The 16940-nt window shown below is 44.3% G+C and carries 10 protein-coding genes; 2 read left to right on the top strand and 8 right to left on the bottom strand.

All coding sequences use genetic code 11. The annotated features are described in order from the left end of the window. Nucleotides 1-49 precede the first annotated feature (49 nt). Entirely contained in the window at nucleotides 50-2440 is a 2391-nt protein-coding gene (gene glgB, locus R8695_RS10500; RefSeq protein ID WP_154779831.1) for a 1,4-alpha-glucan branching enzyme, read from the bottom strand. A 172-nt stretch (nucleotides 2441-2612) separates the two neighbouring features. Between glgB and R8695_RS10505 the strand changes: the two genes are divergently transcribed. After that, complete coding sequence (locus R8695_RS10505; RefSeq protein WP_154779832.1) at nucleotides 2613-3587, top strand: carbohydrate kinase family protein; 975 nt, start codon at nucleotides 2613-2615, stop codon at nucleotides 3585-3587. A gap of 117 nt (nucleotides 3588-3704) precedes the next feature. Here R8695_RS10505 and R8695_RS10510 read toward each other — a convergent pair whose 3' ends face one another. From R8695_RS10510 to tgt, 7 genes are all read right to left on the bottom strand, one after another. After that, the gene (locus R8695_RS10510) at nucleotides 3705-4868 is read right to left on the bottom strand and encodes a phosphoglycerate dehydrogenase (protein ID WP_118508764.1); all 1164 of its coding nucleotides are present in this window, start codon (nucleotides 4866-4868) and stop codon (nucleotides 3705-3707) included. Further along, on the bottom strand, nucleotides 4868-5950 hold the full coding sequence (serC, locus tag R8695_RS10515) for a 3-phosphoserine/phosphohydroxythreonine transaminase (protein ID WP_118508763.1): 1083 nt from the start codon (nucleotides 5948-5950) through the stop codon (nucleotides 4868-4870). Before serC ends, R8695_RS10510 begins: the two co-directional genes overlap by 1 nt. Further along, nucleotides 5934-7625 (bottom strand): biosynthetic-type acetolactate synthase large subunit, encoded by a 1692-nt coding sequence (gene ilvB / locus R8695_RS10520; RefSeq protein ID WP_154779833.1) that lies wholly within the window; start codon nucleotides 7623-7625, stop codon nucleotides 5934-5936. The genes serC and ilvB overlap by 17 nt, the downstream gene beginning before the upstream one ends. A 43-nt stretch (nucleotides 7626-7668) precedes the next feature. Next, nucleotides 7669-9342, bottom strand: a complete 1674-nt coding sequence (gene ilvD, locus R8695_RS10525; protein ID WP_154779834.1) for a dihydroxy-acid dehydratase — start codon at nucleotides 9340-9342, stop codon at nucleotides 7669-7671. 97 nt (nucleotides 9343-9439) lie between these two features. Next, entirely contained in the window at nucleotides 9440-10522 is a 1083-nt protein-coding gene (gene leuB, locus R8695_RS10530) for a 3-isopropylmalate dehydrogenase (RefSeq protein ID WP_118508760.1), read from the bottom strand. Between the two features lie 261 nt (nucleotides 10523-10783). Then, nucleotides 10784-11083: a preprotein translocase subunit YajC gene (gene yajC, locus R8695_RS10535; RefSeq protein WP_118508759.1), complete on the bottom strand. Its 300-nt coding sequence runs from the start codon at nucleotides 11081-11083 to the stop codon at nucleotides 10784-10786. Between the two features lie 216 nt (nucleotides 11084-11299). Further along, a complete protein-coding gene (gene tgt / locus R8695_RS10540; RefSeq protein ID WP_118508758.1) occupies nucleotides 11300-12454 on the bottom strand; it encodes a tRNA guanosine(34) transglycosylase Tgt in 1155 nt (384 codons plus the stop codon). 241 nt (nucleotides 12455-12695) lie between these two features. Between tgt and R8695_RS10545 the strand changes: the two genes are divergently transcribed. Further along, nucleotides 12696-16937: a 2-hydroxyacyl-CoA dehydratase gene (locus R8695_RS10545; protein ID WP_154779835.1), complete on the top strand. Its 4242-nt coding sequence runs from the start codon at nucleotides 12696-12698 to the stop codon at nucleotides 16935-16937. Nucleotides 16938-16940 lie beyond the last annotated feature (3 nt).

Raw genomic sequence — 16940 nt, forward strand, 5'->3', positions numbered from 1 at the left:
ACTGCCAGAAGTTAACAGTTTTGACAGCCACAACATTTAGTTTATAATATTATTTATTTTCTGTCAAGTCCTTTTTCACCGATGTTTTGGATCTCGTCTTTGTGACTTTTTTTGCTGCAGGTTTCGCTGTCTTTTTTATAACAGACTTCGTCACTTCTGCAACTTCAGGTACTGTTTTTGAATCTGTTTCATTTGTTACTTCTAGTGCTGTTTTTGTCACTTTCTTTGTCACCGGTTTCACTGCTGTTTTTACAGCTGTTTTTGTTTTCGCAACAGCCTTACGCACAGTTCTCGCCTTGGTAATTGACTTCTTAATCTGAGTTTCTGCTGCTTTCTTCTCTTTCGGTTCTTCCTCTGGCATGCAGGTAAAGATCGCCACGCCAAGTGCAGGGAGTTTCACTGTAATAGAATATTCTCTCTCATCGCACTCTGCCTTCTTTGCAGCTTTGACTCTTCCATTGACTACACCTTCACCGCCGTATTTCTTATCATCACTGTTAAAGATTTCTTTATATTTGCCGGCAAAAGGTACGCCAACCTGATAGTTTTCATATGGAATTGCCGCGAAATTGCAGACAGCCAGGATCGTCTCCTCCGGTTTCTCTGTCTTTCTCAAGAATGCGATCACATTTTCTTCATATTTCATCAGCTGGATCCATTCAAATCCGTTATATTCATCATCCATCTGATACATGGCAGGATGAGCCAGATACATATTGTTCAAATCTCTGATAAAAGATTTCATATTCTGAGGCATATCGGGATCCGGAGACATCATTTTACATCCTGGATGAAGCATCATATAAGTATAAGCTTCCCGGATCTGCGCAGCCTTCTGCTGCTCGTTTCCCGGCAGTCTGCCTGCAAATGCTTTCAGGTCACCCACATCTCTGCTTCCCAAAGTCAGCACATAATGTTCACAATATGCATAAAGCATGGATACTGTCAGCTGGTCATGATAGTTCCTGCGTTCAATGGGATCTTTGCCTAAATAAGTAAGGAGATCGCTAGTCCAGCCGCCGCTCCATTTATAGTCAAAACCCAGATGGTCATTTTCCACACTGTCTGTCAGCTCCGGCCATAGTCCGTCTTCCTGTGCAATAAGAAGCACTCCCGGATTCCTCTTCTTCACTATAGAATTCAGATGTTTCAGGAATTCCACTGCTTCCAGATTTTCATTACTTCCATACAGATTCGGAGTCCACTCTCCCGGATTCCGGCCATAATCCAGATACAACATGGCATCTACATCGTCCATACGAAGCCCGTCCACATGATATTCTTCCATCCAGAAACATGCATTGGAAATCAGGAAATCCTTTACCATAGGGCTTGCATAGTTATAAAGCAAAGTTCCCCAGAATGGATGAACCGCCTGTGCCGGATCCTGTTTCTCATACAAAGGTGTTCCATCAAATTTCTCCAGACCGGATGCATATCGTGGAAACTGTGCAGGGGTCCAGTCAAGGATCACACCGATCCCTGCCTGATGCAGTGCATCTGTCATTTTTCTGAAATCTTCAGGTGTTCCGAATCTGGAAGAAAAAGCATAATAGCTGTAAGTAGAATATCCGCCTGTGATGTCATCTATATATTCCATAACCGGATGAAGCTCCACATGTGTGTAATCTGTCTCTTCCAGAAAATCTGTCAGCTCTTCCATGCTCTTCCACTGCTCCAGAGAAGTTTCATAGACAGAGATTGGCTGCTTTCTGTCCTGAAACCTCTTTCTCTGTTCCAGCCACTCCTGATCCTTCCAGGTGAAGTTACTGAGATCAGCTACTACAGACGCTCCCTCCGGATCACTCTGTGCCCTGTTTCCATAAGGATCTGCTTTCAGCAGAACTTCTCCGCCTTTTATTTTGATCTCATATTTATAAAGGGCTCCCACCTTTACGCCCGGGATAAACAGTTCAAAGATCCCTGACATCGGCATGCGATGCATAATGCTTGCACGACCCATCCATCCGTTAAAATCTCCCACTACATTTACACTCACCGCATTAGGTGCCCAGACTGCAAACAAGATTCCTTTTATTCCATTGATCTCCATTGGGTGTGCACCCAGCTTCTTGTATGCCTCATAGTACACACCTGCACAGAATGCCTTTTCCTCTTCTTCTGTAATCTGGCAGGCAAAAGAATAGGGATCATAAAATTCCATTATTTCTTCTCCGGTCTTTACAGAAAATTTATAGTCCGGTACTTTTCTCAACGGCAGCAGCGCTGCAAAATATCCTGCCTCATCCTCCATTTCGCACGGATATGTTTTCCCGCCGCTTATCACATCGACTTCCTGTGCATCCGGGAAAAATCCCTGTACCAGAACTCCGTCTTTCGTGATCTTAGGCCCCATTACATCTCTGGGAGATGTCTCTTCTCCGTAAACAACTGCCTCTATCCGTGGCCAGTTCATATAGCTATATATTTTTTCATTCATATTAACATGCACCTCCCGATTTTCCTTCAGATATCTGTCGGATATTCATACCCGTAAACATCTGTATTGTTTACATTTTAACATTTTTATCAGGAAAAATAAAGGAAATTGTTTGACAAATACCGTATTCTGCGCTAAATTATGATTTATAAATGCAAGGAGGAAACACACAATGGGAAACAAAACCTTTGATGTAACTGCTTTAGGCGAATTACTTATTGACTTTACCGAGAGCGGAACAAGTACACAGGGAAATCCTGTACTGGAAGCCAATCCTGGCGGTGCACCCTGCAATGTACTGGCCATGCTTGAGAAACTTGGCAAAAAAGCGGCTTTTATCGGCAAAGTTGGCAATGATATGTTCGGAACACAGCTTAAAAATGCTGTGGAAGAAGTAAACATCGATACCCGCAATCTGGTGATCGATAAAGAGGTACATACTACCCTGGCTTTCGTACATACTTATCCTGACGGAGACAGAGATTTCTCTTTTTACCGCAACCCGGGTGCAGATATGATGCTTACCAGAGATGAAGTTCAGGAAGACCTGATCAGGGATTCCCGTATTTTCCATTTTGGAACTCTTTCTTCTACACACGAGAGTGTAAGAGAAGCTACACGCTACGCCCTTGACGTTGCCAAAGAAGCCGGATGTATTGTCAGCTTTGATCCGAATCTCCGTCCTCCATTATGGAAATCCCTGGAAGATGCCAGAGCTGAGATCGAATACGGTCTTGGAAAATGTGATATCCTGAAAATTTCCGACAATGAAGTAGAATTTCTTTTTGGAACTACAGATTATGATAAGGGTGCCGCTCTTCTGAAAGAAAAATACAACATCCCGCTGATCCTTATCACCATGGGTAAAGACGGAAGCCGTGCTTATTACAAAGATCTCCGTGTAGAGGCAGCTCCGTTCCTTCAGGAGCACACCATCGAAACCACAGGTGCAGGAGATACATTCTGTGCAAGCTCTTTAAATTATATTCTGGAACATGGACTGGATAATCTTACAGCAGAGAATTTAAAAGAACTGCTGACATTTGCCAATGCCGCAGCTTCCCTGATCACTACACGCAAAGGTGCTCTTCGTGTAATGCCTGCCAAAGAAGAAGTCCTGGATTTCATCAAATCCAGAAATGCTTAAAACAGCAGCATAACCTGCTAAAACAGTCAAATATACGAACATACAAAATGGATACGCTAAATGCAGCGTATCCATTTTTATGTTCTGTTATTTTATGTTTTGTTATTCTATAATTAATTATTTGATCACACGTACTCTGGAAACACCTTCGATGGACTTCAGTTCATCCAATGCCTCTTTGGATGCTGTGCTCTCTAGGTCGATCAGTGTGTATGCATATTCCCCTTTACTCTTATTGGTCATATCTGCGATATTCAGCCCTTCTGCACCGAGGATCTTGGTGAATTGGCTGATCATGTTCGGAACATTTTTATGAGTGATAGCAATACGTCCTACTGCCACACAGGTTCCCATATCACAGTTCGGGAAGTTTACAGAGTTCTTGATATTTCCATTTTCCAGGAAATCTCTCAGTTCTTTTACAGCCATCACTGCACAGTTTTCTTCGGATTCCTCTGTGGAAGCTCCCAGATGAGGAGTTACCAGGATTCCGTCTCTTCCTGCTACTGTGTGGTTGGCAAAATCTGTCACATATTTTTTGACTTTTCCACTCTCCAGCGCTTCGATCAAAGCGTTCTCGTCAACCAGAAGGTCACGGGCAAAGTTGAGAAGTACCACACCGTCTTTCATCTTGCTGAACGCCTCTTTATTGATCATCTCTTTTGTGCTGTCAAGAAGCGGTACATGGATGGTTATGTAATCACACTGAGAATAGATCTCATCCAGGCTCTTGATATGTTTAATAGTACGGGAAAGATTCCATGCCGCATCAATGGAGATATACGGATCATATCCATAAACTTCCATTCCAAGAGCAGAAGCAGCGTTTGCTACCATTGCCCCGATGGCTCCCAGACCGATAATTCCCAGCTTTTTACCCATGATCTCGCATCCTGCGAACTGTTTCTTCTGTTTCTCAGCAAGCTTGCCGATATCTTCCTGATCTTTTTCTTTGGCAACCCATTCAATACCACCTACGATATCACGGGATGCCAAGAGCATTCCTGCCAAAACCAATTCCTTTACGCCATTGGCATTAGCACCTGGTGTGTTGAATACAACAATTCCCTTTTCTGCACAGTCCATAACAGGGATGTTATTGACACCTGCACCTGCACGGGCAATGGCTTTCACTCCTTCCGGAAGTTCCATATCGTGCATTTTCGCACTTCTTACCAGGACTGCATCTGCTTCGTACAGTGTTTCTGTTTTCTTATAATCCTCTCCAAAAAGATCCAGGCCTTTTGCAGCAATAGGATTCAGGCAATGATACTGATACATTACGCATTTTCCTCCTCGAATTTTTTCATAAATGCAACCAGAGCTTCTACGCCTTCTTTTGGCATAGCATTATAGATACTTGCACGCATACCACCTACTGTACGGTGTCCTTTTAAGTTTACAAGTCCTGCCTCTTTTGCTTCTTTTACAAATTTGGCATCCATATCCTTGTCACCTGTTACAAACGGTACATTCATGAGAGAACGGTCTTCAGGTACAACAGTTCCTTTGAAGAGCTTGCTCTGATCAAGGAAATCATAGAGGATTTTGGCTTTCTCAATGTTGCGTCTCTGCATTTCTTCCAGACCACCCATTTTCTTCAGCCATTTGAAGACTTTACCGCACACATAGATGCAGAAGCAGTTCGGAGTATTGTAAAGAGAACCGGCATCAGCCTGTGTTTTGAATTTCAGCATAGTCGGTGTTCCTTCCAGAACATCGTCTGTGATCAAATCCTCGCGGATAATGGAGATTACCATACCTGCAGGTCCGATGTTCTTCTGAACACCACCATAAATGATTCCGTATTTGGATACATCAACCGGCTCAGATAAGAAGCAGGAAGAAACGTCTGCTACCAGAGTTTTACCTTTTGTGTTCGGGAGTTTCTTGAATTTTGTTCCGTAAATTGTGTTGTTTTCACAAATGTATACATAATCCGCATCCGGGCTGATCGGAAGGTCGCTGCAGTCAGGGATATAGGAAAAAGTCTTGTCCTCAGAAGAAGCGATCTTATTTACTTTTCCGTACTTCTGTGCTTCCTGGTATGCTTTCTTTGCCCACTGTCCTGTTACAATATAATCTGCAACTTTATTCTTCATCAGATTCATCGGGATTGCTGCGAACTGCTGGGAAGCTCCGCCCTGAAGAAATAATACCTTGTAGTTATCCGGAATCTTCATCAGATCACGCAGATCCTGCTCTGCTTCATCGATGATCTTCTGGAAATCCGCACTTCTGTGGCTCATTTCCATTACAGACATACCAGTTCCCTGATAGTCCATCATTTCCTCAGCAACCTCTTTTAATACTTCTTCCGGCAATACAGCCGGTCCTGCGGAAAAATTATACACTCTGCTCATTGTTTTTCATATCCTCCTCGTCAAAAATGTCATCAATGCTTGCGCCTGCCGGCACCATCGGAAATACGCTGAGATCCTGGTCAATCATACAGTCGAGTACGATTGGTCCCGGACATGCAAGGGCCTCTTTCAAAGCTGGTTCCACTTCTTCCATGGTAGTCACACGGATTGCTTTTGCACCCATGGCTTCTGCCAGTTTCACAAAATCAACGGAATCATTTAAAATTGTATGGGAATATCTGTGGTCATAGAACAAAGTCTGCCACTGACGTACCATTCCGAGCACGTGATTGTTCAGTACGATCTGAATTAACGGTCTGTTGCAGCGAACTGCTGTCGCAATCTCGTTCATATTCATACGGAAGCATCCGTCACCTGCAATATTTACCACAGTTTTATCCGGTCTTCCCATCTTCGCACCGATTGCTGCTCCAAGTCCATATCCCATCGTTCCCAAACCACCGGAAGAAAGGAATGTTCTTGGTTCTTTATATTTGAAATACTGAGCTGCCCACATCTGGTTCTGGCCTACTTCAGTCGTGATGATGGCATCTCCTTTTGTCAGCTCATAAAGCTTCTCAATAATATAGGGACCTGTAAGCTGTGAATGGTCATATCTTAATGGATATTTCTCTTTCAGCCCATCAATATGTGCGATCCATTCCGGATGTTTCATCTCAGGAAGCTGTTCCAGGATCCGTTTCAGAACTTCTTTCTCATCTCCTACGACTCTTGCATCTACTACAATGTTCTTATTGATCTCAGCAGCGTCTACGTCGATCTGAAGAATCTTTGCATTCTTTGCGAAAGTTTTGGTGTTTCCTGTGACACGGTCGCTGAATCTGGCTCCCAGTGTGATCAGAAGATCGCATTGGGAAACTCCCAGATTGGAAGCTTTTGTTCCATGCATTCCAAGCATTCCGGTATATAAAGGATCTTCGCCGGAAAATCCACCTTTACCCATAAGACTGTCACATACCGGAGCATCGATCTTATAAGCAAGTTCTGTCACTTCTTTGGATGCTCCTGAAATGATCGTGCCGCCGCCTGTGAAGATAAATGGTTTCTTCGCAGCCTTGATCATCTGGACTGCTGTTGCGATATCTTCGTCTTTAATTGTATCTACCCTAGGTGTGACAGCTGTCGGACGGCAGGCAGTGTATTCGTATTTCGCACCTGTTACATCCTTGGTCACATCTACAAGTACAGGACCTGGACGACCGCTCTTTGCAATATAAAATGCTCTGCGGACAGTGTCAGCCAGAGTGGTAATATCCTTTACGATAAAGCTGTGCTTCGTGATCGGCATTACAATTCCGGTGATATCAACCTCCTGGAAAGAATCCTTTCCAAGAAGTGGGGTTCCTACATTACATGTGATAGCTACCATTGGCACAGAATCCATGTATGCAGTTGCGATTCCTGTTACCAGATTGGTGGCTCCAGGACCGGAAGTTGCAAGGCATACACCGACTTTACCTGTAGCCCTTGCATATCCGTCTGCTGCATGGGAAGCTCCCTGTTCATGGGAAGTCAGCACATGAGTGATCTGATCTTTATATTCATAGAGGGCGTCATATACATTCAGGATGGCACCGCCCGGATATCCGAAAACGGTGTCAACGCCCTGTTCTTTTAAACATTCAACGATGATTTCAGCACCTGTAAGCTGCATCTTGTGTTCCTCCTAACTGATTTCTAAACCTGGAACCCGCTTATTATTTGGCTTTCGGTACTTCAAGGATCGCACCTCTGTTTCCGGAAGTTACCATTGCAGCATATCTTGCAAGATATCCTGTTGTTACTTTCGGCTCACGTGGCTGCCATTTTGCTTTTCTTGCCTGCATTTCTTCATCAGAAACCTTGAGTTCCAGTTTCAGTTCCGGAATGTTAATGCTGATGATGTCGCCTTCTTCAACAAGTGCGATCGGGCCGCCGACTGCTGCTTCCGGTGAAACATGTCCGATAGATGCTCCTCTGGAAGCACCGCTGAAACGTCCGTCTGTGATGAGGGCTACGGAAGAACCAAGTCCCATACCTGCGATTGCAGATGTCGGGTTCAGCATCTCTCTCATACCAGGGCCGCCTTTTGGTCCTTCATAACGGATAACGACTACGTCACCCTCTACGATCTTACCGCCTTTGATCGCTGCGATTGCATCTTCTTCACAGTCGAAGACTCTTGCAGGTCCTTCATGAACCATCATCTCTTCTACAACTGCGGAACGTTTTACAACACCGCCATCCGGTGCAAGGTTTCCTTTCAGTACTGCAAGTCCGCCTGTCTGGCTGTATGGATTATCGATCGGTCTGATAACTTCAGGATTTAAGTTTACACAGTCTTTGATGTTCTCGCCTACTGTCTTACCTGTAACTGTCATGCACTCTGTATGAAGGAGTCCCTTCTTATTCAATTCGTTCATAACTGCGTACACACCGCCTGCTTCGTTCAGGTCTTCCATGTATGTCGGGCCTGCTGGTGCAAGGTGGCAGAGGTTCGGAGTCTTTGCACTGATCTCATTTGCAAAGCTGATATCAAAGTCCATTCCGATCTCATGAGCGATAGCCGGAAGATGAAGCATACTGTTTGTAGAGCATCCAAGTGCCATGTCTACTGTCAGAGCATTGAGGATTGCTTCTTTTGTCATGATATCTCTTGGACGGATATTCTTTCTGTACATTTCCATAACCTGCATACCTGCATGTTTTGCAAGACGGATACGTTCGGAATATACAGCAGGAATGGTTCCGTTTCCTTTCAGGCCCATACCAAGAACTTCTGTCAGACAGTTCATGGAGTTTGCTGTGTACATACCGGAACAGGATCCACAGGTAGGACATGTTTTCATTTCACATTCTGTCAGACCCTCTTCATCAAGTTTGCCTGCTGCATAAGCACCAACTGCTTCGAACATGCTGGAAAGACTTGTCTTGTGTCCGTTCAGATGTCCGGCAAGCATCGGGCCGCCACTTACAAATACAGTCGGAACATTCAGTCTGGCTGCTGCCATCAGAAGTCCAGGTACGTTCTTGTCACAGTTCGGGATCATAACCAGAGCATCAAACTGATGTGCCATTGCCATGGCTTCTGTGGAATCTGCGATCAGGTCTCTGGTAACCAGAGAGTATTTCATTCCAACATGTCCCATTGCGATACCATCACAGACTGCGATCGCCGGGAACATAACAGGTGTACCGCCTGCCATTGCTACGCCAAGTTTTACCGCCTGTGCGATCTTGTCAAGGTTCATATGGCCTGGTACGATCTCATTATAGGAGCTTACGATACCTACCAGAGGTCTGTCCATTTCTTCTTTTGTCATTCCAAGAGCATTAAACAGGGAACGATGAGGTGCCTGCTGTGTGCCTGTTTTTACTGCATCACTTCTCATTTTTTTATTTCCTCTTTTCTTCTACTTAAGTTTATCCGATACCCGGATCTGCCGAACTCAGATAAACCGGCAAATCTCAGGTATAAATAATTTTTATTTACAGAGCTGCTGCGATCAGGTCGCCCATTTCTTTTGTTCCGACCAGTTTGCATCCTTCTGACATAATGTCACCTGTGCGGTATCCATCTGTCAGGACTTTCTGTACTGCTGCTTCTACTGCATCTGCTTCCTTGTCCATATCAAGGGAGAAACGAAGCATCATTGCTGCGGAAAGAATCGTTGCGATCGGGTTTGCCTTATCCTGTCCTGCGATATCAGGCGCGGAACCGTGGCTTGGCTCATAGAGACCAAACTTGGTTTCATTTAAGCTTGCAGATGAAAGCATTCCGATAGATCCTGTTACCATACTTGCTTCATCAGAAAGGATATCTCCAAACATATTCTCTGTCAGGATAACGTCGAACTGTTTCGGGTCGCGGACAAGCTGCATTGCGCAGTTGTCAACCAGCATATGCTCTAAGGTAACATCCGGATAATCTTTGGCAACTTCTTCTACCACTTTTCTCCAGAGTCTGGAAGAATCCAGAACATTTGCTTTGTCAACGCTTGTGACTTTATTTCTTCTCTTACGTGCGATCTCGAATGCTTTGATCGCGATACGGCGGATCTCATTTTCATTATAGGAAAGTGTATCGATGGCTTTCTTCACGCCGTTTTCTTCGATTGTTTTACGTTCTCCAAAGTACAGACCGCCTGTAAGCTCACGTACAATGATCATGTCAAATCCGTCTCCGATGATCTCATCGCGGAGCGGGCATGCTTTTTTTAATTCGTTATAAAGATAAGCAGGCCTTAAATTTGCAAAAAGATTTAATGCTTTACGGATAGCAAGAAGTCCTGCTTCCGGGCGTTTGGATGGCTCAAGTTTATACCATGGAGAAGTTTTTGCATCTCCACCAATAGAGCCCATAAGTACGGCATCTGATGACTTCGCAGTAGCAATTGCCTCATCAGTAAGCGGTACGCCGTGTACATCGATGGATGCGCCTCCTAACAGAACTTCTGAATAGGAAAAGCTATGTCCATATTTCTCGCATACCTTGTCCAGTACTTTCTTTGCTTCTCTTACGATTTCCGGTCCGATTCCGTCACCGGGGATCAATGCAATCTTATAATCCATAACAATTTCCTCCAAAATACTCTAATTGCGTAATTGTTATTATAATAACGCACTTTCCGACATATTTCAACCTATTAAAGTGAAAAATTGCAGAAGTAACAAAAATGAGTTCCTGTCACATGCAGCTATCCCGAGACATACAGTGCGAAACGTGTTACTGAGAACGTTATGTCATAGGAACATTACGGAGTCATTTCTTATGACATAAAAAATGGAGCTCCAGCCATTGATGACTGTCTGCTCCACTTTTAAGCTCTTTACTTATTCTGCAGCTTTCTCTGCTTTCTCTACTTCGGCGATCGCCTGTTTTCTCATAGGGATACGGCAGTTTTTGTTGTTACCGAACTCTACGATCACATCTTCATCTGTCATATCAATGACAACACCATAAAATCCACCGGTAGTAACAATGCTGTCGCCAACTTCCATGTCATTTAACATTGCCTGAAGTCTCTTCTGTTCTTTCTTCTGAGGGCGAAGCATTAAGAAGTACATAATTCCGAACAGAACTACCATCCAGATAATAGCACCGACCATACCCATTCCGCTTGATGCGTCCATTTTCATTCCTCCTGTTATAATCCTGTTATTGCGCGGGTCACGTTCCATACAGTTCCCGCAACTCACTTATAATCCCGTCAGTCCCTGCATAGCAGATGTTTTTACAATATCCACTTACAGAACTCTCTGATCAAAGCGTCACTATATATCATACACAAAAAAATGTTTTACTTCAAGAGTTTTGAGCATATTTAATAATAATTTTATATACTCCAATTATTGTCTCTTTGAATTGATCTTGCCTTCTTCGAAACCTTCGAGACGCATCTTCTTATATTCTGCGAAGTTTCCTGCGTCAATGGCATCACGGATCTCTTCCATCATGTGATTATAGAAATACAGATTATGAAGTACGCAAAGGCGCATTCCCAGCATTTCTTTTGCTTTCAAAAGATGACGGATATAGGCTCTGCTGTAATGCTGGCAGGCAGGACACTGGCATCCCTCTTCGATCGGACGTGTATCCAGTTCATATTTCGCATTAAATAGGTTCATTTTTCCGTGATTGGTATAAACATGTCCATGACGGCCGTTGCGGCTTGGATATACGCAGTCAAAGAAGTCAATTCCACGTTCTACACCTTCCAGGATATTGGCAGGTGTTCCTACTCCCATCAGGTAGGTAGGTTTGTTCTGTGGAAGATATGGTACAACTTCATCCAGAATCCTGTACATCTCTTCATGAGTCTCACCAACTGCCAGACCGCCTACTGCATAGCCATCCAGATCCATCTCTGAGATTGCTTTTGCATGCTCAATACGGATATCTTCATAGACAGCTCCCTGGTTGATACCAAACAAAAGCTGCTCTTTATTGATGGTATCCGGCAGGCTGTTCAGTCTCGCCATCTCAGCTTTACAGCGTGCAAGCCAGCGTGTGGTTCTGTCTACAGATTTCTGTACATAATCTCTGTCTGCCACACTGCTCGGGCACTCATCAAACGCCATTGCAATCGTGGAACCAAGATTTGACTGGATCTGCATACTCTCTTCCGGTCCCATGAAAATCTTGTGGCCATCAATATGGGAATTAAAATAAACGCCCTCTTCTTTGATCTTTCTTAACTTGGCAAGGGAAAATACCTGGAATCCGCCTGAGTCTGTAAGGATTGGTTTGTCCCAGACCATAAATTTGTGAAGACCGCCTAACTGCTTCACGATTTTATCTCCCGGACGTACATGAAGATGGTAGGTATTGGATAACTCTACCTGTGTTCCGATCTGCTGTAAATCCATGGTAGACACTGCACCTTTGATGGCGCCGATCGTTCCTACGTTCATAAAAACAGGAGTCTGGATCGTACCGTGCACAGTATGAAATTCTGCACGCTTTGCACGTCCCTCTGTTTTCAGAAGTTTGTATTCTGCCATTTATTTTTCCTCTTTTCATTTTATAATCATTTTCGAAGTAAATTTTATTATATCCTGAAATAGCTGAAATTTCAACAAGAAAGAACAGAATCATTGGTAAACTTTTATATTGTCTTTTCTTGACCTTTAGCGTATAATATTACGGAATATTCCATATCTGAAAACAGATATTTAATAGGAAAGAACAGGAATGATTTGATTTTGTTTTTATATACGAAACGAGGAGGCTTGAATTTACTTTATGAATTACAAAACACTGGGAATCGATATCGGTTCCACTACTGTAAAGATTGCAATCCTGGACGAGAATGAGAATCTCATTTTTGCAGATTACAAGCGTCATTTTGCAAACATTCAGGAAACCCTTGCAGACCTTCTTCAGGAAGCTTTTGATCAATATGGCGAGATGACTCTCCATCCTGTGATCACAGGTTCCGGCGGTCTGACTCTTGCCAACCATCTGGGCGTCCCCTTTACTCAGGAGGTTATCGCAGTTTCTACATCTCTGCAGAAACTGGCTCCAAAAACAGACGTTGCTATCGAGCTTGGCGGTGAGGACGCCAAGATCATTTATTTCGAGAACGGAAACGTAGAACAGCGTATGAATGGTATCTGCGCAGGTGGTACCGGTTCTTTCATCGACCAGATGGCTTCTCTTCTTCAGACAGATGCAACAGGTCTGAATGAATATGCCAAAGATTACAAAGCACTTTACCCGATTGCAGCCCGTTGCGGTGTTTTTGCCAAAACAGATATCCAGCCACTGATCAACGACGGTGCGACCAAACCGGACTTATCTGCTTCTATTTTCCAGGCAGTTGTAAACCAGACCATTTCCGGTCTTGCCTGCGGGAAACCGATCCGCGGACATGTTGCATTCCTGGGCGGTCCGCTTCACTTCCTGTCTGAGCTGAGAGAGTCCTTCATCCGTACGCTGAAACTGGATGAGGAGCATACCATTATCCCGGAGAACTCTCATCTGTTCGCAGCCATCGGTTCTGCATTAAATGCAAAAGAAGACAATTCCATTTCCCTGACAGAAATGAAAGACAGACTCCGCAATTCCATTAAGCTGGATTTCGAAGTAGAACGTATGGAACCGCTGTTTGCTTCTCAGGATGAATACGACGCATTCGCGAATCGTCAGAGTTCCTATAAAGTAAAAACTGGAGATCTCGCTACATATAAAGGAAACTGCTATCTCGGTATTGATGCCGGTTCCACCACAACCAAGACTGCTCTGGTAGGTGAAGACGGAACACTTCTTTACTCTTTCTACAGCAGCAACAACGGAAATCCGTTAAAGACCACCATCCGTTCTATTAAAGAAATCTACGAACTGCTTCCAAAGGATGCAAAAATTGCATATTCCTGTTCTACAGGTTACGGCGAGGCTTTGATCAAAGCTGCTCTGATCCTGGATGAGGGCGAGGTTGAGACTGTTTCCCATTACTATGCAGCAGCATTCTTTGACCCGGAAGTAGACTGTATCCTTGATATCGGTGGTCAGGATATGAAATGTATCAAGATCCGAAACAAGACTGTCGACAGTGTACAGCTGAACGAGGCATGTTCTTCAGGATGCGGTTCCTTCATCGAGACATTTGCCAAATCCCTGAACTATACAGTACAGGATTTCGCCAAAGCTGCAATTTTTGCCCAGCATCCGATTGATCTGGGTACCAGATGTACTGTATTCATGAACTCCAAAGTTAAACAGGCCCAGAAAGAGGGCGCTGAAGTTTCCGATATTTCCGCTGGTCTTGCTTACTCAGTTATTAAGAATGCTCTATACAAAGTTATCAAAGTTTCTGATGCTTCCGAACTTGGTAAACATATCGTTGTACAGGGTGGTACTTTCTACAATGATGCAGTTCTGCGAAGCTTTGAAAAGATTGCCAACTGTGAAGCCATCCGTCCGGATATCGCCGGAATCATGGGAGCTTTCGGTGCTGCTCTGATCGCTCGCGAACGTCATCAGGAAGGCAAAAATACTACCATGCTCTCTATTGATAAGATCAATGAACTGAAATACACAACTTCTATGGCCAACTGCCGTGGATGTACCAATAACTGCCGTCTGACCATCAACAAGTTCTCCGGCGGCCGCCAGTATGTAAGTGGTAACCGCTGTGAACGCGGTATTGGCAAAGAAAAAAACAAAGACCATATTCCGAACCTTTACGAATATAAATATAAACGTATTTTCTCCTACAAACCTCTCACTGCTGACAAAGCATCCAGAGGCAAGGTAGGTATCCCGCGTGTCCTGAATATGTTTGAGAATTATCCGTTCTGGTATACGTTCTTTACAGAACTGAAGTATGAGGTTGTACTCTCTCCTACTTCCAACAGAAAGATTTACGAACTGGGTATCGAATCCATCCCAAGTGAATCCGAATGTTATCCGGCGAAGCTTGCACATGGTCATGTAACCTGGCTGATCCGCAATGGCGTGAAATTTATTTTCTACCCATGTATTCCATATGAAAGAAACGAATTTCCGGATGCAGTCAACCATTATAACTGCCCGATCGTTACTTCTTATGCAGAGAATATCAAAAACAATGTAGATGAATTAAATGATCCGTCCATTACTTTCCGCAATCCGTTCCTTGCATTTACTTCTGAGGAAATCCTGGCCAAACGTCTGGTAGAAGAATTCAAGGATATCCCGGCAGAGGAAGTCAAAGCTGCTGCACATAAAGGATGGGAAGAACTGGCAGCTGCACGCCGCGATGTACAGAAGAAAGGGGAAGAAACCCTGAAATATCTGGAGGAAACAGGCCGCCACGGCATTGTCCTTGCAGGCCGTCCATACCACATTGACCCGGAAATCCATCATGGTATCCCGGATCTGATCAACAGCTACGGAATCGCTGTACTGACTGAGGATTCTATCTCTCATCTGGCACCTGTAGAACGTCCGATCCGTGTCAATGACCAGTGGATGTATCACTCCAGACTGTATGCAGCAGCAAACTATGTAAAGACCCGCGACGATCTGGATCTGATCCAGCTGAACTCTTTCGGATGTGGTCTGGATGCGGTTACCACTGATGAAGTTTATGAGATCCTTGACGGAAGCGATAAAATCTATACCTGCTTAAAGATCGACGAAGTAAACAACCTCGGTGCCGCAAGAATCCGTATCCGTTCCCTGATCGCAGCGATCCGTGCAAAGAAGGAGCAGGGACAGAAACGTACGATCAAACCTGCCTCCATCGAGAAAGTATCCTTTACAAAGGAAATGAAAAAGGATTATACCATTCTCTGCCCGCAGATGTCACCGTTCCATTTCAGTCTCCTGCAGGCGGCATTCAATTCCTGTGGATATAACCTGGAAGTACTTCCGAACGATAACAAACATGCAGTAGATGTTGGTCTGAAATATGTAAACAACGATGCATGTTACCCGTCTCTGATCGTAGTCGGTCAGATCATGGACGCATTGCTTTCTGGCAAATATGACCTGAACAAAACAGCAGTTGTAATGTCCCAGACAGGTGGTGGATGCCGTGCTTCCAACTATATTGCATTTATCCGCCGTGCATTAAAGAAAGCCGGTATGGAACAGATCCCGGTTATCTCTGTTAACTTAAGCGGTCTGGAAAGCAACCCCGGATTCAAGCTTACTCTTCCACTGGCAAAGAAAGTAGCTTACGGTGCTGTATTCGGAGATATCCTGATGAAATGTGTATACCGTATGCGTCCTTATGAACTGGAAGAAGGAATCGTAAACAGAAAACATAAGATTTGGGAACAGCGTATCATCTCCTTCTTAAGCGGAAGCAGTGTCAGCCACAGCCAGTTTAAGAAGATGTGCCGTGAAATGGTTCATGAATTTGATACCATCCCGATCAGTGATGTGAAAAAACCTCGTGTTGGTATCGTAGGTGAGATCCTTGTCAAGTTCCTGCCTGCAGCAAATAACCATCTGGCTGAACTTCTGGAGTCCGAAGGCGCTGAGGCAGTTGTCCCGGATCTGATCGATTTCATGTGCTACTGCTTCTACAACCAGAACTTCAAGGTAGAAAACCTTGGCTTCAAGAAGTCCAAAGCAACTATTGCAAACTGGGGAATTAAGGCAATTGAATGGGTAAGAAAGCCGGCAAGCGAAGCTCTCGCACAGAGCCGTCATTTCGCACCACCTGCTGATATCAGAGATCTTGCAAAAATGGCATCTCCGATCGTTTCCACTGGAAACCAGACAGGTGAGGGATGGTTTCTGACAGGCGAAATGATGGAGCTGATCCATGGAGACGTTCCGAATATCGTTTGTATCCAGCCATTCGGATGTCTGCCGAATCACATTGTAGGTAAAGGTGTTATCAAAGAAATCCGCCGTGAATATCCGACAGCAAATATCGTAGCCATCGACTACGACCCGGGTGCAAGTGAAGTTAACCAGCTGAACCGAATTAAACTGATGCTTTCCACTGCGCAGAAGAACCTGAAAAAAGTACAGGAAAAAAACGCTTAAACA

The sequence above is a fragment of the Blautia luti genome (assembly GCF_033096465.1).
Classification (GTDB): Bacteria; Bacillota; Clostridia; order Lachnospirales; family Lachnospiraceae; genus Blautia_A; species Blautia_A luti.